16 protein-coding genes, 1 tRNA gene and 1 pseudogene are annotated in these 18331 nt (G+C 68.1%); 9 read left to right on the top strand and 9 right to left on the bottom strand.

Features of this window, described 5'->3' with window-relative positions:
* Positions 1-314 (top strand): annotated as a pseudogene (locus GBZ48_RS36005) (hypothetical protein); the annotation flags it as partial.
* A 104-nt stretch (positions 315-418) separates the two neighbouring features.
* On the opposite strand, the gene hemN reads toward GBZ48_RS36005, so the two are convergent.
* The 3 genes from hemN to nhaA all read right to left on the bottom strand — a co-directional run bounded on the left by hemN (position 419) and on the right by nhaA (position 3767).
* On the bottom strand, positions 419-1846 hold the full coding sequence (hemN, locus tag GBZ48_RS29315; RefSeq protein WP_174474244.1) for an oxygen-independent coproporphyrinogen III oxidase: 1428 nt from the start codon (positions 1844-1846) through the stop codon (positions 419-421).
* Positions 1847-1929: 83 nt separating this feature from the next.
* Complete coding sequence (locus GBZ48_RS29310; RefSeq protein ID WP_174474243.1) at positions 1930-2376, bottom strand: DUF4112 domain-containing protein; 447 nt, start codon at positions 2374-2376, stop codon at positions 1930-1932.
* A 188-nt stretch (positions 2377-2564) separates the two neighbouring features.
* Positions 2565-3767, bottom strand: coding sequence for a Na+/H+ antiporter NhaA (gene nhaA / locus GBZ48_RS29305; protein WP_174474242.1), 1203 nt, complete (start codon positions 3765-3767; stop codon positions 2565-2567).
* A 345-nt stretch (positions 3768-4112) separates the two neighbouring features.
* Here nhaA and GBZ48_RS29300 point away from each other — a divergent pair, with 345 nt between their 5' ends.
* Both GBZ48_RS29300 and GBZ48_RS29295 read left to right on the top strand, forming a co-directional pair.
* On the top strand, positions 4113-4370 hold the full coding sequence (locus tag GBZ48_RS29300) for a hypothetical protein (RefSeq protein ID WP_174474241.1): 258 nt from the start codon (positions 4113-4115) through the stop codon (positions 4368-4370).
* Between the two features lie 239 nt (positions 4371-4609).
* Positions 4610-5329, top strand: a complete 720-nt coding sequence (locus GBZ48_RS29295; protein WP_174474240.1) for a TerC family protein — start codon at positions 4610-4612, stop codon at positions 5327-5329.
* Positions 5330-5370: 41 nt separating this feature from the next.
* On the opposite strand, the gene GBZ48_RS29290 is transcribed toward GBZ48_RS29295, so the two are convergent.
* Together GBZ48_RS29290 and GBZ48_RS29285 are read right to left on the bottom strand one after the other, a co-directional pair.
* Positions 5371-5781 (bottom strand): CBS domain-containing protein, encoded by a 411-nt coding sequence (locus tag GBZ48_RS29290; protein ID WP_109048118.1) that lies wholly within the window; start codon positions 5779-5781, stop codon positions 5371-5373.
* Positions 5782-5933: 152 nt separating this feature from the next.
* On the bottom strand, positions 5934-7151 hold the full coding sequence (locus GBZ48_RS29285; RefSeq protein WP_174474239.1) for a YbfB/YjiJ family MFS transporter: 1218 nt from the start codon (positions 7149-7151) through the stop codon (positions 5934-5936).
* A gap of 195 nt (positions 7152-7346) precedes the next feature.
* Between GBZ48_RS29285 and GBZ48_RS29280 the strand changes: the two genes are divergently transcribed.
* From GBZ48_RS29280 to GBZ48_RS29260, 5 genes are all read left to right on the top strand, one after another.
* On the top strand, positions 7347-8291 hold the full coding sequence (locus GBZ48_RS29280) for a LysR family transcriptional regulator (protein WP_174474238.1): 945 nt from the start codon (positions 7347-7349) through the stop codon (positions 8289-8291).
* 140 nt (positions 8292-8431) lie between these two features.
* On the top strand, positions 8432-8761 hold the full coding sequence (fdxA, locus tag GBZ48_RS29275; protein ID WP_098738899.1) for a ferredoxin FdxA: 330 nt from the start codon (positions 8432-8434) through the stop codon (positions 8759-8761).
* Positions 8762-9128: 367 nt separating this feature from the next.
* Positions 9129-9629: a CarD family transcriptional regulator gene (locus GBZ48_RS29270; RefSeq protein ID WP_014248912.1), complete on the top strand. Its 501-nt coding sequence runs from the start codon at positions 9129-9131 to the stop codon at positions 9627-9629.
* A 189-nt stretch (positions 9630-9818) separates the two neighbouring features.
* Complete coding sequence (locus GBZ48_RS29265) at positions 9819-10814, top strand: metallophosphoesterase family protein (protein WP_174474237.1); 996 nt, start codon at positions 9819-9821, stop codon at positions 10812-10814.
* Positions 10815-11114: 300 nt separating this feature from the next.
* Positions 11115-12011: an RNA polymerase factor sigma-32 gene (locus tag GBZ48_RS29260; protein ID WP_109048123.1), complete on the top strand. Its 897-nt coding sequence runs from the start codon at positions 11115-11117 to the stop codon at positions 12009-12011.
* 44 nt (positions 12012-12055) lie between these two features.
* Here GBZ48_RS29260 and purH read toward each other — a convergent pair whose 3' ends face one another.
* The 4 genes from purH to GBZ48_RS29240 all read right to left on the bottom strand — a co-directional run bounded on the left by purH (position 12056) and on the right by GBZ48_RS29240 (position 17291).
* Positions 12056-13660, bottom strand: coding sequence for a bifunctional phosphoribosylaminoimidazolecarboxamide formyltransferase/IMP cyclohydrolase (gene purH, locus GBZ48_RS29255; RefSeq protein ID WP_174474236.1), 1605 nt, complete (start codon positions 13658-13660; stop codon positions 12056-12058).
* Between the two features lie 280 nt (positions 13661-13940).
* A complete protein-coding gene (locus GBZ48_RS29250) occupies positions 13941-15608 on the bottom strand; it encodes a heparinase II/III family protein (protein WP_174474235.1) in 1668 nt (555 codons plus the stop codon).
* Between the two features lie 165 nt (positions 15609-15773).
* Positions 15774-17069 (bottom strand): RsmB/NOP family class I SAM-dependent RNA methyltransferase, encoded by a 1296-nt coding sequence (locus GBZ48_RS29245; protein WP_174474234.1) that lies wholly within the window; start codon positions 17067-17069, stop codon positions 15774-15776.
* Between the two features lie 147 nt (positions 17070-17216).
* Positions 17217-17291 (bottom strand) — tRNA-Gly (locus GBZ48_RS29240).
* Positions 17292-17492: 201 nt separating this feature from the next.
* Between GBZ48_RS29240 and GBZ48_RS29235 the strand changes: the two genes are divergently transcribed.
* Entirely contained in the window at positions 17493-18284 is a 792-nt protein-coding gene (locus GBZ48_RS29235; RefSeq protein WP_174474233.1) for an enoyl-CoA hydratase/isomerase family protein, read from the top strand.
* Positions 18285-18331 lie beyond the last annotated feature (47 nt).

The following is an 18331-nucleotide window of genomic DNA, read 5'->3' as shown; positions in this document are numbered from 1 at the left end:
CCCCGCCGCCGCCCGCCAATGACACAGGCACTTCCGGCGCTTCGGACAGCGGCAGCACGTCCTCGACCCTGTCCTCCAGTTCGGCATCCTCCAGTTCGGCATCCTCCAGTTCCGCGGCTTCAAGCTCGGCAGCAGCCGGCGGCACGACCGGCTACGACCCGCTGGACACCAACAAGGACGGCTATGTGTCGGAACAGGAGCGGATGGCCTCCTATGGCAGCATGCAGCAGCAGACGGGCGACGTCACGTCCAACCGCCTCAGCGGCGACATGCTGCGGACATTGATGCAGGGCATCAACGAGGTTGCCGCGTAGCCTTGTGGGTTCGGATGCGCGGCACGGGGAAAGGCGGTCGGCGGGTGGCGCCGGCCGCCTTTTCTTTTGCCCGACTTTCTCCGCCCGACTTTCTCCGAATGCCGTCAAACCGCCCGGCTGTGCCGCCCGGCGCCCTTGGACAGGTGGGTGTCGAAGCGGGCGGCAACGATGCGCATCAACGGACGGGCGTTCTCCGGCACATGGATGCGCCGGCCGTCCATCACCGCGACGCCGTCGGCGACCAGATCGGCCATGCCCTCCAGTTCCGCGTCGAAGGCGGACTCGGGCAAGCCGTGGGCACGGGCGATGGCGGCGGTGTCGACCGACAGGTCGCACATCAGCCGCATGATCAGGTCGCGCCGCACCTTGTCGTCCTGGGTCAGCGCGATGCCCTTGCCGGTGGGCAGGCGGCCCTCCTCGATGGCGGTGGCGTAATGGTCGAAGGGCACCGCGTTCTGCACATAGCCCTGCGGCAAGGCACCGATGGAGGAGGAGCCGAAGCCCAGCAGAATCTCTGCATCGTCGGTGGTGTAGCCCTGGAAGTTGCGGCCCAGCCGCCCTTCCTCCTGCTGCACCGCCAGCTCGTCGCCGGGGCGGGCGAAATGGTCGAGACCGATGGCGCTGTAGCCGGCGGCCGACAGCGTGTCGGCGATGGCGGCGAACTGCTCCCAGCGGCCGAGCGAACCGGCCAGAACCGACTCGTCGATCTTCTTCTGGTGGGTTTTCATCCACGGCACATGGGCGTAGCCGAAAACCGACAGCCGGTCGGGCGCCATTTCCAGCGCGACTTCGGCGGAGCGGGCGACACTCTCCACCGACTGGTGCGGCAGGCCGTACATCAGGTCCAAATTGACGCTGGCGATGCCGGCATCCTTCAGCCAGGCCAGCGCCTGCTCGGTGACGGCGCGCGGCTGGACGCGGTTGATCGCCTGCTGCACCGTCTCGTCGAAATCCTGCACGCCCAGCGAGGCGCGGTTGACCCCGGCGCGGCCCATCGCAGCCGCCATCTCCACCGTCAGGGTGCGGGGATCGATCTCCACCGCCAGTTCGGCATCGTCGGCGACGTCGAAGCGTTTGAGCAGCAGTGCGATCATCGCCTCGAAATCGTCGGGCGCCATCATGGTCGGGGTGCCGCCGCCGAAATGGATGTGGCGCACCGCCAGCCGGCCGGGAATACGGTCGGCCACCATGGCGATCTCGCGCCGCATATGGTCGAGATACTCCGCGATCGGCTCGTAGCGGGCGACGATCTTGGTGTGGCAGCCGCAGTACCAGCACATCTTCTGGCAGAAGGGGACATGCAGGTAGAGCGATCCCGAGCGGGACGGCTCGATCGCCTCCAGCCAGCCACCGTAGACGTCGCCGTTCACCTCTGGCGTGAAGTGCGGCGCGGTCGGGTAGCTGGTGTAACGCGGCACCCGCAGCCCGTCATACTTGGCGAGCAGCGCGGCGTCGACACCGTGGGCGACACCATGGGAATGGGACGGGTTGGCGGGGGCCGGCGAAACGGCCAGGGCGGTGATGGCGTTCATGAGCGACAGAGTGCCGCAGTCCCCCCACCCCTGCCTTGATCCACGTCAAGATCGGAAAGAGCCGCCTTTCGGCGGCTGCCGCTTCAGCGCTTCGCGGTGGCGGCGGCGGTGGCGGCCAGACGCTGTTCCAGATGCTCGTGCAGCAGGTTCAGGTTCATCCGGTTGGCCTTGAAGGCGATGTCGAACACGGTGCCCAGCACCGGGACCGAGCCGCCCGCCCAATCCAGCAGCACGTTGAAGACCATGCGGGCCACCAGCGTCTTCGGCAGGTCGAAGCGGGCGGCCTCCATGATGATGTAGGCGGAAACGAACGCCGTCACCGTGTCGCCCGCCACCGGAACCACGCTGGCTATGCCGTCCAGCCCGATGGGGATGCGGGTGAAGGGAATGCGCCAACGGGTGTCCATCAGCCGGGTCAGGCGGCGAAGCCGCTCCAGCCGCTGGAAATCGATGGGGACCGAACCGCCTGTAGCGCCCGGCGGCGGCGCTTCGGCAACGGCGTGCCGGCGTGTGCGGATGGCGTCGATCATCGCATGTCCCCCCGAGTCAGGCGGTCCCGCGCCCGCAGCGCGACTCCCCGCAAGGGAAGAACCCGCCGATCCCCCCGGCTGTTCCACCCTCCGGGCACAAAGTTCGCGTACCCAGCGGACACCATGCCGCCCTGCCGCCTGCGGCGCTCCCATGGGCGATCCCATGGGGCCATCCCGGTCCGGCGATCTCAGCTTGCCCGGGCCACCTCCCGCGCCCGCGCGCTGCCGGCGGCATGGAGCAGCGCATAGCCGGCCAGTGCCGAGGCGAGCGAGCCGGTCAGCACGCCCAGCCGCACCGCCACCGCATGATGCGGATCGGCGAAGGCCAGCGTCCCGATGAACAGGCTCATAGTGAAGCCGATACCGGTCAGCACGGCGACGCCGTAGATCTGGCCCCAGCTGGCGCGCGCCGGCCGCTCGACCACGCCGGTCCGCACGGCGATCCACACCGCCAGGAAGACACCCGCCTGCTTGCCCAGGAACAGGCCGAGCGCGATGCCCAGCGGCACCGGCTCCAGCAGGCTGGCAGGGGTGATGCCGTCGAGCGGCACGCCGGCATTGGCGAGCGCGAAGACCGGCATGATCAGGAAGGCCACCCACGGGTGCAGCGCATGCTCCAGGCGATAAAGCGGCGCGTCCGGCGCACGCTTGCCGGCGCGGTCTTCGACGCGCAACGGAATGGCGAAGGCCAGCACCACGCCGGCCAGCGTCGCGTGGATGCCCGATTTCAGCACGCACACCCACAGGATCAGTCCCAGCACCAGATAGGGCGTCAGCGACCGCACCCCCGCCCGGTTCAGCAGCCACAGACCGACCGCCGATGCCGCCGCCAGACCCAGCGCCAGCGGCACCAGACCGTGGCTGTAGAAGATGGCGATGATCACGATGGCGCCCAGATCGTCCATAATCGCCAGCGCCAGCAGAAAGACGCGCAGGCTGCTGGGGACCCGGTTGCCCAGCAGGGCCAGCACACCGAGCGCGAAGGCGATGTCGGTGGCGGCCGGGATCGCCCAGCCCTGCAGGGCGCCCGGTTCGGCCTGGGCGAACAGGCAATAGACCAGCGCCGGCACCGCCATGCCGCCCAAGGCCGCGATGCCGGGCAGCATCGCCTTGGCCGGGCTCGACAGTTCGCCCTCCAGCACCTCGCGCTTGATCTCCAGCCCGACCAGCAGGAAGAAGATCGCCATCAGTCCGTCGTTGATCCACAGGATCAGCGGCTTGTCCAACCCGATGCCGCCGGCCGTCACCGCCACCTTCATCGCCAGGATCGCATCGTAGAGCGGGGCCGCCGGCGAGTTCGCCCAGATCAGGGCAAGCACCGCCGCAATCATCAGGACCACGCCGCTGGCGCTTTCGGTTTTCAGGAAGGTGGCGAGGCGTCTCAGCGTCATCGCGTCTCGTCTTTCCGCATAATTGACCAAAAGCAATAGATGGCACTGTCAGGCTCCCGTTGAAAGACACGACTGTCGAAAAATCCCTGCCTGGACGAGCGGCAGAGCATCGCGGCGAATTGACGCGCCCGTGCATCTAAGCTGCTGTTACGGCTCCCAATTCCGGCCCCGAATACTTGAGGCTATACGGGCTTATGTCTTTTGATCGCTGGCGATGCCTGGGGCCAGCCGACACAATTCATCCAACAGCATCAGCAGAGCCGAAGGCCGGTCATCCGTTGGACGATCAGCCGCAAGGCTCTGGGCAAGGCCGGCAAACGGCCGCCCGTTCCGGAGGAAACGACCATGACCACACTTTACTGCGCCTGCTGCGGCAGGCCCTTCGTCCGCACGTCCGCCCGCGGCCCAGCCCCCTTCTACTGCTCCCAGGATTGCCGGCTTCAGATGGCGGTCCGCCGGCGCGCCTGGAGCGAGCGGACCGACAGCATCACGGCCACCCGACAGACCGTCGAGCGGCACGAGGTGGAGCACGCCGACCCATCCCCTTTCGGCCGCATCCCCAGCACGGCGGCAGGACAGCGGACCGCAGCCTTCTGGAGATGAAACGCACGGTCGCGGGATCGGCGGCAAAAGGGCGGTAAGACGCCCGCAAAAACACCGGCAAGTCAGGGGAGCAGACAGGCGGGAAAATGGAACTGGCCCCTTGCAGCGGGCCGAAGCCGACCTCATGTGGTCGCGGTCACGCTGGCGCCCCGCGGTGCCGGCGTGAAACCCGTCGGTTGCACCCATCTGGCGACCGCCACCTGATTGCCGCCATCTGACTGCCGGAGCCCCGCCCCTACATGCTCGACCTGCTCTCCGACCCGAATGTCTGGGCCAGCCTTCTGACGTTGACCGCGTTGGAGATCGTGCTGGGCATCGACAACATCATCTTCATCTCGATCATGGCGTCGAAGCTGCCGCCTGAACGGCAGCACAGCGCGCGGCGCGTCGGCCTGGCGCTGGCGCTGCTGACCCGCCTGGCGCTGCTGGCCTCCATCGCCTGGGTGGCGCAGCTGACCCAGCCGCTGTTCACCGTCGCCGGCTGGGATGTGTCGGGCCGCGACCTGATCCTGATCCTCGGCGGCCTGTTCCTGCTGGCCAAGGGCACGCTGGAGATCCATCACACCGTCGAAGGCCATGAGGAGGGCGGATCGGCACCCAAGCACGCCACCTTCACCTCGGTGGTCGTCCAGATCATGTTCCTGGACATCGTCTTCTCGCTCGACAGCGTCATCACCGCGGTCGGCATGTCCGACCATCTGCCGGTGATGGTCGCCGCCGTCGTCATCGCCATGGCAGTGATGCTGTTCGCCTCCGGCCCGGTCGGCGATTTCGTCAACCGTCACGTCACGGTGAAGATGCTGGCGCTGTCCTTCCTGCTGCTGGTCGGCGTGGCGCTGGTGGCGGACGGCTTCGGCTTCCACATCCCCAAGGGTTACCTGTACTTCGCCATCGCCTTCTCCACCCTGGTGGAGGCGCTGAACCTGCTGGCCCGGCGCAAGCGCAGCGCGGCACATTGACCGAAAGGAAGGGGGCGCCGTCCGCGACGCCCCCTTCCCCGTCACGCCTCGGCGCGTTCGGCCATCAGATGCTCATAGGCGACCTTGAACAGGTCGCGGATCGACACGATGCCGACCGCACGCTTGCCCTGGGTGATGGGCAGGTGCCGGTAATGCTTGTCATGCATCAGCTTCAGCGCGTCGACCGCGTCGGCGTCGGGCGGCAGGCTGTCGGGGTTGCGGGTCATCACCGCACCGACCTCCACCGACGACGGGTCGAGATCCTTGGACAGCACCTTGTTGTTCAGGTCGCGCTCGGTGACGATGCCGATCAGGGCGCCGTGGTCCACCACCAGCACCGCGCCGATGTTCTTGTCGGCCATCATCTTCGACACCGTGGCGACGGAGGTATCCTCCGGCACCAGGATCAGTTCCTGCGACTTCACGACGTCTGGAACCAGCTTGCGTTTCATCGACTCCCCCGGGATCTGGTTGTTATGGACCAGACTGTAGCCAAAGCAAACGATCGGGGAGAACAACGGCATCGCAGAAAATCCGGCGCTGATTGTCGCAGGCAGACCTTTTGAATACTTACGAAACTTTTCCCCTCATGACGCATTTCCCCTCATGACGCTTTGGGCGCGGCAAATGCCGACCCCGCCGACGACTGTCGTCCGGCGATCACCATGCCCAGCGCCAGCAGCAGCGCGCCCAGCACCACCACGGCCGCAGCCCCCAGCAGCACGGCATTGAAGCTGCCGGTGCGGGTCACCACCAGCCCGGCCGGCAGCGGCCCGATGATCTGCCCCAACCCATAGGCGGCGGTCAGCGCCCCGACCACCCGGGCCGAGGCGCCGGCCGACAGCTGCCGCCCCAGCGCGAAAGCCTGGGAGACGATGCCGACGAAGGTACCGCCGAACAACAGCGCGGAAATGACGGCCACCGTCGGCGATCCGGTCATCGGCAGCAGGATGGCGACGGCCTGTGTCAGGTGCGCCAGGATCAGCGACCACCAGCTGTTCGACCGGCGGGCGACTGCGGCCCAGAACACCCCGGCGCCCATCGCCCCCAGCCCGGCCACCATCCAGGCAGCCTCGCCCACCGCGGCGGTGCCGGGATCGGTCTTCAGGATCGACACCAGGAAAGTGGCCGACACGATGTAGCCGCCGCCTTCCAGGAAATAGGCGAGCGTCAGCAGCAGGAGCGGCGCCGACAGTCCTCCCCGTCGTGCCGTACCGGCATCTCCCGCCGCCCCGGCCGTGGCGGAATGCGGCGGCTGCGGCGGGTCGCGCACCCAGAGGCCGGGCATCAGCCCAAGCACCGCGCAGACCGCTCCCAGAGCCAGCCAGTCGCCGGCCCAGCCCAGCCGGTCACCGAACAGCGCGACGAACAGCCCCGACGATGCAATGCCCAGCCCCACCCCGGTGTAGAGCCAGCCGGCGAAGCGTTCGCCGCCCCGCCGCGTCAGCGTGTCCAGCACCATGGCGATGCCCAGGATGAAGATGCCGGCGCTCGACACCCCCGACAGGAAGCGCAGGACCAGCCAGACCGGCATCGCCTGCCCGGCATCGCCCAGCTCCAGCCCCATCGCCGCGGTGGTGACGACGCTGACCAGCAGCGACAGCCGGTACATCGCCGTCCGCGTGGCGCCGTGCGGCACCAGCCCAGCGCCCAGCGCGCCGATGAAATAGCCCAGATAGTTCAGAGAGGCGAGCAGCCCCGCCCCGTCGGCCCGCAGCCCGGTGGCCTCCTGCATTGCCGGCAGGATCGGGGTGAAGGCGAAACGCGCGACACCCATTGCGATGGCAAGCCCGATCAGGCCGCCAACCAGCACTCGCACCATGATCCACGCCCTCTCGTCTTTTCGGCCGGCTCCTTTGACCGGGAACTGTTCGACGGAACGAACCGTCCGGTGGGCCGATTGATTTGGCGTCCATCATGGCCGCGGCCCCGCCCTCATTTCCAATGAATTGTTCTGATGATAAGCTCCACTTTCAGTGATGGGTGCCATGCACAGGAAGTGGAAGGAGGCCTCGCGATGGATCTGGCCGGTTTGCGGGTGGTGAAGGCGGTCGCCGACACCGGAAGCGTCAGCCGGGCGGCGGAGGCGCTGAACTGCGTGCAGTCCAACGTCACCGCGCGAATCAAACGGCTTGAGGAGGATTTGGGCGTCGATCTGTTCCTCCGCCTCAGCCGCGGGATGGAGCCGACGCCGGCCGGGCGGGTGCTCAGCGGCTATGCCGACCGGGTGCTGCGGCTGGTCGCCCAAGCCCGCGATGCGGTGGCGGAAGCGGCCGGGCGCGGCGGCCGGCTGGCGGTGGGCAGCATGGAGTCGACCGCTGCGGTGCGTCTGCCGCCGGTCCTGGCCCGCTTCCACCGCGACCATCCCGACGTGGATCTGACCATCACCCCCGGCCCGACCGAGACTCTGCTGGCGGACGTGCTGGCCGGACGGCTGGACGGCGCCTTCGTCGGCGGCGAGGTCGCCCACCCCGACCTGATCGCCCGGCGCATCTTCGACGAGGAGCTGGTGCTGGCCGAGCCGGCCGCCGGCCTGACCACCGAGTCCGCGCGCCGCACCCTGATCGCCTTCGGCAGGGCCTGCGCCTATCGCGGCCGGGCGGAGATGGCGATGCGCGAGGCCGGGCGCGTGCCCTTCCGGGTCATGGAGTTCGGGGCGCTGGACGCCATCCTGGGCTGCGTTGGCGCCGGCATGGGGGTGACGGTCATCCCGCGCGCCGTCGTCGAGCGCAATCCCTGGCGCGACCTGCTGGCGGCCCGGCCGCTGCCCGACGCGCTGGCCCGCATGCCGACCCAGTTCGTGCGGCGTGCCGACGCCATCGAAACCGCCAGCCTGCGCGCCTTCATGGAGGCGTTTTCACAAGCCGCCGGCCCGGCCATCGCTGCGAATGGCGCAATGCAAGGTGCGACAGGGTCGCCCACATCACGCACAGGGTTGAACGGCTCGTCTGCGGCGTGCTAGGCAGGCGCGGGTTGGCCATCCGGCCCTGTGCCATGCGCGTGCCCTATTCCTGGGAAACGGCTCCGATCAGCCCCGACGGGCGATAGCGGGACCACGGACGCGCGGCTGGCACCGCGGGCCGGAACAGCGGAGAAGAGATCATGCCCTACGTCGTCACCGACGGCTGCATCAAGTGCAAGTACACCGACTGCGTCGAAGTCTGCCCCGTGGATTGCTTCTACGAGGGTGAGAACATGCTGGTCATCCATCCGGACGAGTGCATCGACTGCGGCGTGTGCGAGCCGGAATGCCCGGCCGAGGCGATCGTCCCCGACACCGACGACCGCGCGACCAAGTGGCTGGAGATGAACCGCGACTATTCCGGCCAGTGGCCGAACATCACCCGCAAGAAGGACGCGCCGGCCGACGCCGACGAGTTCAAGGGTGTGGACGGCAAGTTCGAGAAGTATTTCTCCCCGAAAGCGGGCTGAGACCGACTGACGATGCGGCCCGGCCCCCGATCCGAGTAGGATTTTTCGAGTCGGGCCACATCAACCGATTGCACCAATCGATGTTGCTATGCAAAATCGACGGGGCGGCCATGGCCGGGCGATGGACGATTTCCGCCCGATGCATTGCGCGTTCCCTTTGTAACTCGGGCGTAACATCGCTATAATGCGCGCCCGGAGCCGGCCTTCGCGCCATTGCCGGTTTTCCCATCGTTCCAGGACCTGTGGCTTTTGTGATCGTCGTGGATGGGTCCCATCCCCACGGCGCCATAATCGTCCGGGGTCCTTTTTCGTCCCTTCCACCGGGGCGGCAAAATGGCGTGATCGCGAGAAGTGAGAGCCAATCCACATGTCGAACAAGCTTGACTTCGAAGCCGGTGACTTCGTCGTTTATCCGGCTCATGGCGTCGGTCGGGTCGAAGGGATCGAGACCCACAGCATTGCCGGACTCGAGGTTCAACTCTACGCGATCACGTTCGAGAAAGAGCGCATGACGCTCAAGGTTCCGGTTACCAAGGCCCGCAACGCCGGCCTGCGCCGCCTGTCCTCCAAGGACCGGATCAAGGTCGCGCTGGAGACTCTGCAGGGCCGTTCGCGCGTCCGCCGCACCATGTGGAGCCGCCGCGCCCAGGAGTATGAGGCCAAGATCAACTCCGGCGATCCGGTGTCCATCGCCGAGGTGGTGCGCGACCTGTACCGCGGTGCCGACCAGTCCGACCAGTCCTACAGCGAGCGCCAGATCTATCAGGCCGCCCTGGAGCGTCTGGCCCGCGAGCTGGCCGCCGTCGAGAAGATCGACGAGACCAAGGCGACCGAGCGTCTGGAATCGGTGCTGTCCAAGGCCGCCTGATTCCAGGTCCCGGTTTCCGGGCACCTCATATACGTCCGTGACACGAACGGGCGCGCGGCTGCTACGTCACGCCGCGCGCCCGTCTCGTTTTTCGCCTTTGTTTCCACGGCATGACACGCCTAAACTCCGGCCGCCTTCCGGCGGACAGCGTCGGAACGACTTCGCGAACGACGTCGAAGGGAATCGAGTTTGGGTCTGCCGCCGCGCCTTGGTCTTCCCAACCGCCGGACCAACCGACCTGCCGGCCCCAGTGCCGGTGCCCTTGTCGGTGCCCTTGAGGACGACAGCCGTTTCGCGTCGCTCGGCCGGCCGCGCCGGGTCTGGGCCATCGGCGCCATCCACGCACAGCCGGACCGGCTGGACCTGATCCATCAGGCCGTCGGCCAGCGCTTCCGTCCCGGCGACCGGCTGGTCTATCTCGGCAACATGATCGGCTTCGGCGAGCAGGTGGTGGAAACCATCGACCGGCTGCTGGCCTTCCGCATCGCCCTGCTGGCGATGCCGGGCATGATCGCATCCGACATCGTCTACCTGCGCGGCCAGCAGGAGGAGATGTGGCAGAAGTTGCTGCAACTCCATTTCGCTCCCGACCCGCGCACCGTGCTGGACTGGATGCTGCGCCAGGGCGTTGCACCGACCCTGGCGGCCTATGGCGGTCATCTCGATGCCGGCAAGGCGGCGGCACGCGGCGGGGCGGTGATGCTGGGCCGCTGGACGCGCGAACTCCGGCAGGCGGTGGCCGCGAGGCCCGGTCATGAGCAGCTGTTCAACGCGCTGCGCCGGGCCGCCTACACCGGCGGCCCGGCATCGCAGGGCGGGGCCGCGGATGACGGCTCCTCCGACGGCCTTCCGGAGGATGCTGGGGACGGCGAGGGCTGGACCGGCAGCAGCCGCGGCGGCGGAAGCCTGCTGCTGGTCAATTCCGGCATCGATCCCCGCCGCCCGCTGACCGGCCAGGGCGACGCTTTCTGGTGGGGCAGCGCCGGTTTCACCCGGCTGGAGCAGCCCTATGGCGGTTTCAGCCGTCTGGTGCGCGGCTACGACCCCAACTGGGTGCCGGAAAGCCCCGGCGTCGGTGTCGGACCGGCAACGGTGACGCTCGACGGCGGTTGCGGCCGCGGTGGCTACCTCGTCTGCGCCTGTTTTGATTCTTTCGGTGAGATGCTGGACCTTTTCCAGGCCTGACCCAACTTCAGGTTCTGCCAGATCGCTCCGCCCAACCGTAACTTCCCACAATAACAGCAAAGAGTTTCCGCTCTCCGCCCCTCACCAGCCATCCATAAACGGATCGCCGGAAAAATTCCTTTGCCTCTCCGGTGATCCGCTCCCCCTACACCTGCGTATGATTCCGCAACAGGGCGCGCTCATGCTTGTTGTCTTAACCCGACGGCATCGACCGGGGGCAGGCGGCAAAGCGGCGAAGACCCGATAGTACGGGGATATGCGAAGGAACACGATGCCGCCCAGACGGGAAGGAAGGGACGGATGGCATACATCGACGATCCGGAGACTCAGCGTGCAAATCTGAGCTTCATCAAGGCATCCATGCGCGAGCCGTTGCTGTCGCGCGACCACGAATTCGACCTCGCCCGAAAATGGCGTGAGGGCAACGACGAACGCGCCCTGCATCAGCTGGTCCGGGCATACACCCGTCTGGTGGTGGCCACCGCATCGCGTTTCCGCAATTACGGCCTGCCGATGGGCGATCTCGTCCAGGAGGGCAATGTCGGCCTGATGCAGGCGGCCAGCCGCTTCGAACCGGACCGCGAGGTGCGTTTCTCCACCTACGCCGCCTGGTGGATCCGCTCGGCCATGCAGGACTACATCCTGCGCAACTGGTCGATCGTGCGGACTGGCACCACCGCCGCGCAGAAATCCCTGTTCTTCAACCTGCGCCGGCTGCGTGCCAAGATCGACAGCGCCACCCAGAACGGCAGCGGTGCGCCCCTGACCAGGGAAGGCCGCGAGTGGATCGCCGGTGAACTGAAGGTCGAGGTGTCCGAGGTCGAGGCGATGGAAATGCGCCTGTCCGGTTCCGACCAGTCGCTGAACACGCCGGTGGCCGACGGCTCCGACGACGACTGGCAGGATTTCCTGGCCGACCAGCGCCCCTCGCCCGAGGACGTGGTGATCGGCATGCGCGACGCCAGCACGCGGTCGCAATGGCTGGCGGAGGCGCTGGGCGAACTGAGCCCGCGCGAACGCACCATCATCCGCGAACGCCGCCTGCGCGAGGAAGGCGCCACGCTGGAGGAACTCGGCCGTGAGCTGGGCGTCAGCAAGGAGCGCGTGCGCCAGCTGGAGCACCGGGCACTGCTGAAACTGCGGCAGTCGATGCTGAAGCGGGTCGAGGATTCCGACGACCTGCTGGCGGAGGCGTGAGAAAAAGCCCTCCCCCCTGAAGGGAGAGGGCTCGTTTCACATCATCAATGCCGGAAGTGCCGCATTCCGGTCAGCACCATCGCCAGACCCTTCTCGTCCGCGGCGGCGATCACGTCGTTGTCGCGGATCGAACCGCCCGGCTGGATCACCGCCGTCACCCCCGCTTCCGCCGCGGCCAGAAGGCCGTCGGCGAAGGGGAAGAAGGCGTCCGACGCAACCACGGAGCCCTTGGTCAGCGGCTCCGACAGGCCGGCGGCCTTGGCGGCTTCACCCGACTTGATGGCGGCGATACGGGCCGAATCGACACGGCTCATCTGGCCGGCGCCGACGCCCACAGTGGCGCCGTTCTTGGCATAGACGATGGCATTCGACTTGACGTGCTTGGCGACGCGGAAGGCGAACAGCAGGTCGGACAGTTCCTGTTCGGTCGGCGCGCGCTTGGTGACAACCTTCAGCTCGGCCGGGTCGATGCGGCCGCTGTCGCGGTTCTGCAGCAGGAAGCCGCCCGACAGCTGCTTGATCATCATGTCGGGCTCGGCCGGGTTCGGCACGTCCTTGGTCAGCAGCACGCGCAGGTTCTTCTTGGTGGCGAGCAGCGCGCGGGCGGCCTCGTCGGCGTCGGGGGCAATCACCACCTCGGCGAACAGCTTGGAGATCTCCTCGGCCGTCTCGGCATCCAGGCTGCGGTTGACGGCGATGATGCCGCCGAAGGCGCTGACCGGATCGCATAGCAGGGCCGACTTGTAGGCCTCCAGCAGGCTGGCACCCTGGGCGACGCCACAGGGGTTGGCGTGCTTGATGATGGCAACGGCCGGCTGCTCGAACTCCGCCACCAGCTCGAAAGCGGCATCGGTGTCGTTCAGGTTGTTGTAGGACAGCTCCTTGCCCTGCAACTGCACGGCGGTGGAGACGCCCGGACGCTTCTCGCCGGTGACGTAGAAGGCCGCCTGCTGGTGCGGGTTCTCGCCATAGCGCAGGGTCTGCGCCAGCGAGCCCGACAGGGTGGTGCGCGGCGGGAAGGTCTCACCCAGCTGGCCGGCCAGCCAGGTGGAGATGGCGGCATCGTAGGCGGCGGTGCGGGCATAGGCGCGCTGGGCCAGCTTGCGACGCAGGGCCAGCGTGACGCAGCCGTCATGGGTCGCCAGCTCGTCCATCACCGCCTCGTAGTCGGACGGCTCGGTGACGATGGCGACGAAGTCGTGGTTCTTGGCGGCGGCGCGGATCATCGCCGGCCCGCCGATGTCGATGTTCTCGACGCAATCGTCATAGGCAGCGCCCTTGGCGACCGTCGCCTCGAAGGGGTAGAGGTTGACCACCACCAGATCGATGCCGGGGATGTCGTGCTGGGCCATCGCGTCGGCGTGGATGTCGCGGCGGGCCAGGATGCCGCCATGGACGCGTGGGTGCAGGGTCTTGACGCGGCCGTCCATGATCTCCGGGAAGCCGGTGTGGTCGGAGACCTCCTTGACCGGCACGCCGGCCTCGGCCAGACGCTGGGCCGACCCGCCGGTCGACAGGATCTCGACGCCGCGGGCGGCGAGCGCCTTGCCCAGTTCCACCAGACCGGCCTTGTCGGACACGGAAATCAGGGCGCGGGCGATGCGGACCTTGTCGGGGGCGGGGGCGTGGTTGGCTTTGGGCGGGCTCATGGCGTCATCCTGATCGCTGCGGGAATTGCATATGGCCGCAGGCAACCGGGGAGACCCGGACAAGCACGGAAGAAGAAAAGCACGGACGACCACGGAAATGCCGCTCAGCTGTGCTTATCCGCGTCCGCCCGCCCGTCTGCACATTGCCGGCCCGGACGGACATGGATAAGCACGGCGTGAAGAGTCCCGTGGTCGTCCGTGCCCAAAAAATCCCGTGTTCATCCGTGTTTCCACGCCTCTCCCGAAGGGAATAGGCCCGGCCACCGCGGATGGGCGCGATTTACGCCGCCTTGCGCTCGCGGCGCAAGGCCCATTTCACCGTCAGCCCTTCGGGTCCGCATTGTCCCTGCATCATGATCTGCCGGGTGCGACGGGGTTCCTCCCCGCTGCCGAGATAGACGCTCTCCGCCACCTCCAGCACGGCGCCGGTCACCCGCATGCGCCAGGCATTGCCGCTGGGCAGGCGCAGCAGCACCTGATCGTTGCCCCCATTGCCCTGCGCCTGAACCGGAACGACCTGGACATTGGGGTGCAGGTGGAAGCGGATGGCATAGGGCTGCGGTTGGGGCGTGGCGCCGATCACCGGCTCCAGCGTGTCCTCGCCGCGCAGATCCTCGCCATTGTCGGCCAGATAGACGCGGCGGCGGTGCAGCAGGCCGAAGCCCTTGCTGTAGCCGTTGTGGGTGGCCACCACCAGCATGGCGCCGTCCGATTCCTGGCGTTCGCAGCTGACATGCGTCGGCCGGCGGCCGAGCCCGCCCTTCTCCAGCACTTCCGACGAATTGGTGTCGGCGACCGCCATGGTCGAATGGGCGGAGGTGCCGGCCAGCGCCGCGCGCCAGGGTCCGCGCTGTGACGGGTGGCTGCCGCAATTGACGATCAGCCGCTCCTTGTTGACGGAAACCTCCATCGACAGGGTGCCGGCATGGGCGGTGCGGTCCAGCCCGGCCGGCGGCGGCGCGCCGGTGTCGAGCAGCACCAGCGTGCGCCCGGCGAGCAGACGCTCGAAGCCGGTGTGCGGCGCGCTTTTCAACGGACGGCCGCGGGCATCGGCCTGGGCCAGCACCGTGTCGATCAGCGCCGGCTCCTCCTCCCGCCCGCCATTGAACAGGGCGAGGCTGCCATCGACATGGCGGAAGAAGCGCAGGGCCGGCGTCATGCGGTCGATGGCGTGCTGGAGGGTTTCCGGCACCTCCTCCTTCGCGACGCGCAGAACGGCGCGCATGTCGATCAGGTCGCGCAGCACCCGCATCTGGATCGACGGGTTGCGCTCCACATGGCCGCCATCGGGCAGGATCTGACGGGGCAGCTCCTTGTCGAGCAGGCGCAACGCCTCCCGTGCCGCCCTGTCCTGGTCGGGCAGGCAATAGCCGCCGTAGAGCAGGCCCTTGATCGCGCCGATCAGCCGCTCGCCGTCCAGCTTGGCCGGCGCCACCCGCAGCAGGTGGCGAAGCTGGCGGGCCATGCTCTCGAACACCCGGGCACGGAACTCGTCGTCGGCGGACGCGCAGTAGAAATCGTGCAGACCGATCCAACTGGACAGCCGCATGCCCAGCACGTCGGGCGCCCAGCTCTGCGAGTGCCAGCCGCCGTTCTGGTCCAGCCAGGACCACACCAGCACCCGCGCCCGGCGCCGCGCGGTGTCGCCGCCGACCGCGCGCAGGTCGCGCAGCCATTCGAAGCCGTGGGCGGCGCGCAGCCAGCCGGGGCTGACGCCCTGGGGCCGCCAGTTGGGCACACCGTTGGGGTCGACCGTGACCGGTTGGCCGGCGAAGCTCATCCGGCCGGCCAGCATGGCGTTGCCGTTGTCGGTATCGCCCGGCCAGGGATCGGGCGGGATCACCGCCAGCGCGCCCGGCGCCTTGCCGCCCAGCATCAGGGCGTAGAGGGGGTTCCCATAGGCAAGGCGCGCCATGCCGCTGCGAAACCGTCCGTTCCCGTCGCCCATCTGCGCCGACTCCTTCAGGACCGCAAGCGGCGTCGGCAGCCGGCGGAGGGTGATGATGCGGTGCGGGAGAGCGCGGACGGAAGCATGGCTCGTGTCGTATCAATTCGCCGCCCGCACCGCAAGACAGGGCTGGGATTTATCCCGCGGTGCGGACCGCAAAAAGCTTTAGTCCGGGCGCCGGCGCAGGCGTGCCACGAAGAAGCCGTCGATCCCGCCGAGATCGGCCAGCATGCCCGGCAGGCTGCGAACCTCCCCCGCCTCGTTGATCGGCTCCGACAGGCCGCCGAGCTCGTCGGCGGTCACAGGCCAACGCTCCACCCGCCTGTCCTGTTCCAGCAGGCGGGCGACCTGCATCTCCCCCTCTTCCGGCTGGATGGAGCAGGTGCAGTAGATCAGCGTGCCGCCAGGCTTCACCAGCTCGACCGAGCGGGCGAGCAGCCGCGACTGGGCACGGGCCAGCTTGGCGATGTCGTCGGGCGTTTTGACCCGAAGAATGTCGGGATGCCGCCGGATCGCACCCGTAGCCGAGCAGGGCGCATCGAGCAGCACGGCGTCGGCCGGCTCCTCCGGCTCCCAGGTGGTGGCGTCGGCGGCCAGCACATCGGCCTCAAGGTGCAGGCGCTTCAGGTTCTCCGTCACCCGCTCCAGCCGGCGGGCCGAGCGGTCGATGGCGGTGACCTGCGCGCCCCGCACCACCAGCTGCGCCGTTTTGCCGCCGGGGGCGGCGCACAGGTCGAACACCCGTTTGCCCGCCAGATCGCCGAACAGCTTGGCCGGCAGCGAGGCGGCGAGATCCTGGATCCACCATTCCCCGTCCTCGAAGCCCGGAAGCTCGGTCACCGACCCGCCGGTCGGACGGCGCAGCGATCCGGTCGGCAGCAGGGTGGCGCCCAACCGCTCCGCCCAGCCGGCGGGGTCGGACTTCACCGTGATGTCGAGCGGCGCCTCGTGCAGGTGCGCCTCGACGATGCCGCGGGTGCGGGCGGTGCCATAGGCGGAGCGCCAGGACAGCCACAGCCAGTCCGGCGTGTTCAGCCGCCCGGCATCCTGCCGCGCCGCCATCTCCGCCCCCTCGCGCCCGATGCGGCGGAGCACGGCGTTGATCAGCCCCTTGTAGGGAGCGGCGTTGCGCGCTGCCGCCAATTCCACCGCGGTGTCGACGGCGGCGTGGGCGGGGGTGTTCAGGAACACCAGCTGCGCCGTGCCCAGCCGCAGCATGTCGTGGATGGCCGCCTTGGGCAGGCCCGGCTTGGCGAGGCTGGCCTGGATCATCTCGTCGATCTGGCCCAGCCGGCGCAGGACGGTGGCGACCAGCAGGCGGACGAAGCCGCGGTCGCGCGGCTGCAACGCCGCCAGTTCGGGATGCGCGTCGAACGCGTCGTCGAAGGGGACGGACTTGCGCAGCACGTCGCGCAGCAAGTCGAGCGCAACGCCGCGGGCGGCGAGGGAAGTGTCGGTCATGTGTATGGATCTAGCGCGCCGGACGGCCAGTGTCGATACGGGATACCCAGCGATTTCAAAAGCCCGTTGCCGGGCCGCGGAAGCCGGAAAAGCGAAGGGCCGGCGCGTTGCCGCCCGGCCCTTTGATCTTCGCTTTCACCGGATAACTGGAGCGGGCGAAGGGATTCGAACCCTCGACCCCAACCTTGGCAAGGTTGTGCTCTACCCCTGAGCTACGCCCGCGCTCCCGTCGTCCGGGAGCCGCTTTCTACGGAAACACGGCCTCCGCCGCAAGAGGAAAATTCACCCTCCCCTCACTTTTTTCGGTACCTCCCCTTCCACCCTTGCGGCCCACCCGTTCCGCACCGCAACACCGGGCAGCTTGCGTCCCGGCAGCAGGGCGCTATGGTACGCGCCCATACGGCAACGGATGGAGACTGCGGCATGGCCGGCACCATCACCCTGACCCGCGATGGAGCGGTTGCAACCCTGACCCTGTCCAACCCGGACAAGCTGAACGCCTTCGACAAGCCGATGTGGCACGCCCTGATCGGGCACCTGAGCGCGCTGGAAGCCGACGAGGGTGTCCGCATCGTCGTCATGCGCGGCGGTCCCGGCGCCAATGGTGCCCGCACCTTCTCCCCCGGCGCCGACATCTCGGAGTTCGAGAGCGAGCGCAACAGCCCCGAACAGGGGGCGAGCTATAGCGATCTGATGGACGAGGGGCTGGATGGCCTGCGTGCCTTGCGCCATCCGGTTCTGGCCGCCATCGACGGCCCTTGCTGCGGCATCGGTCTGGCAGTGGCGCTGGCCTGCGACCTCAGGGTCTGTTCGGAGAGCAGCCGCTTCGGCGTGCCGGTCAGCCGGCTCGGCATCTCCATGGGGCCGACGGAGCTGAAGCTGGTGGCCGATGTCGCCGGCGGTCCGGCGGCGCTGGAAATCCTGCTGGAGGGCCGCGTCTTCGGTGCGGCGGAGGCCAAGGACAAGAACCTCGTCCACCGCACCGTCCCGGATGAAGGCTTCGAGGCGGAGGTCGCCGCCACAATCCAGCGCATCGCCGCCGGTGCGCCACTGGCCGCGACCCTGCACAAGCGCTATGTCCGCCGCCTCTCCGATCCGGCGCCGCTGACCGAGGCGGAGATCGCCGAATGCTATCGCTGCTTCGGCACCGGGGATTTCCGCGAGGGCTACAGGGCTTTCCTGGAAAAGCGGAAGCCGGTGTTCACCGGGCGGTGACGTGCTAAGGCTCACGGCATGTTCAGGACAAGCCAATGAGGAGCCAC

Source organism: Azospirillum melinis (assembly GCF_013340935.1).
Lineage (GTDB): Bacteria > Pseudomonadota > Alphaproteobacteria > Azospirillales > Azospirillaceae > Azospirillum > Azospirillum melinis.
Note: the sequence above shows the minus strand (reverse complement) of the source record. Positions and strands in the feature narration are given on the sequence as shown.

What these genes read in the sequence shown, in the direction of transcription:
- hemN (WP_174474244.1), bottom strand. Translation starts at nt 1,846, where the DNA reads ATGAACGCCATCACCGCCCTGGCCGTTTCGCCGGCCCCCGCCAACCCG.
- GBZ48_RS29310 (WP_174474243.1), bottom strand. Translation starts at nt 2,376, where the DNA reads ATGATCGACGCCATCCGCACACGCCGGCACGCCGTTGCCGAAGCGCCG.
- nhaA (WP_174474242.1), bottom strand. Translation starts at nt 3,767, where the DNA reads ATGACGCTGAGACGCCTCGCCACCTTCCTGAAAACCGAAAGCGCCAGC.
- GBZ48_RS29300 (WP_174474241.1), top strand. Translation starts at nt 4,113, where the DNA reads ATGACCACACTTTACTGCGCCTGCTGCGGCAGGCCCTTCGTCCGCACG.
- GBZ48_RS29295 (WP_174474240.1), top strand. Translation starts at nt 4,610, where the DNA reads ATGCTCGACCTGCTCTCCGACCCGAATGTCTGGGCCAGCCTTCTGACG.
- GBZ48_RS29290 (WP_109048118.1), bottom strand. Translation starts at nt 5,781, where the DNA reads ATGAAACGCAAGCTGGTTCCAGACGTCGTGAAGTCGCAGGAACTGATC.
- GBZ48_RS29285 (WP_174474239.1), bottom strand. Translation starts at nt 7,151, where the DNA reads ATGGTGCGAGTGCTGGTTGGCGGCCTGATCGGGCTTGCCATCGCAATG.
- GBZ48_RS29280 (WP_174474238.1), top strand. Translation starts at nt 7,347, where the DNA reads ATGGATCTGGCCGGTTTGCGGGTGGTGAAGGCGGTCGCCGACACCGGA.
- fdxA (WP_098738899.1), top strand. Translation starts at nt 8,432, where the DNA reads ATGCCCTACGTCGTCACCGACGGCTGCATCAAGTGCAAGTACACCGAC.
- GBZ48_RS29270 (WP_014248912.1), top strand. Translation starts at nt 9,129, where the DNA reads ATGTCGAACAAGCTTGACTTCGAAGCCGGTGACTTCGTCGTTTATCCG.
- GBZ48_RS29260 (WP_109048123.1), top strand. Translation starts at nt 11,115, where the DNA reads ATGGCATACATCGACGATCCGGAGACTCAGCGTGCAAATCTGAGCTTC.
- purH (WP_174474236.1), bottom strand. Translation starts at nt 13,660, where the DNA reads ATGAGCCCGCCCAAAGCCAACCACGCCCCCGCCCCCGACAAGGTCCGC.
- GBZ48_RS29250 (WP_174474235.1), bottom strand. Translation starts at nt 15,608, where the DNA reads ATGGGCGACGGGAACGGACGGTTTCGCAGCGGCATGGCGCGCCTTGCC.
- GBZ48_RS29245 (WP_174474234.1), bottom strand. Translation starts at nt 17,069, where the DNA reads ATGACCGACACTTCCCTCGCCGCCCGCGGCGTTGCGCTCGACTTGCTG.
- GBZ48_RS29235 (WP_174474233.1), top strand. Translation starts at nt 17,493, where the DNA reads ATGGCCGGCACCATCACCCTGACCCGCGATGGAGCGGTTGCAACCCTG.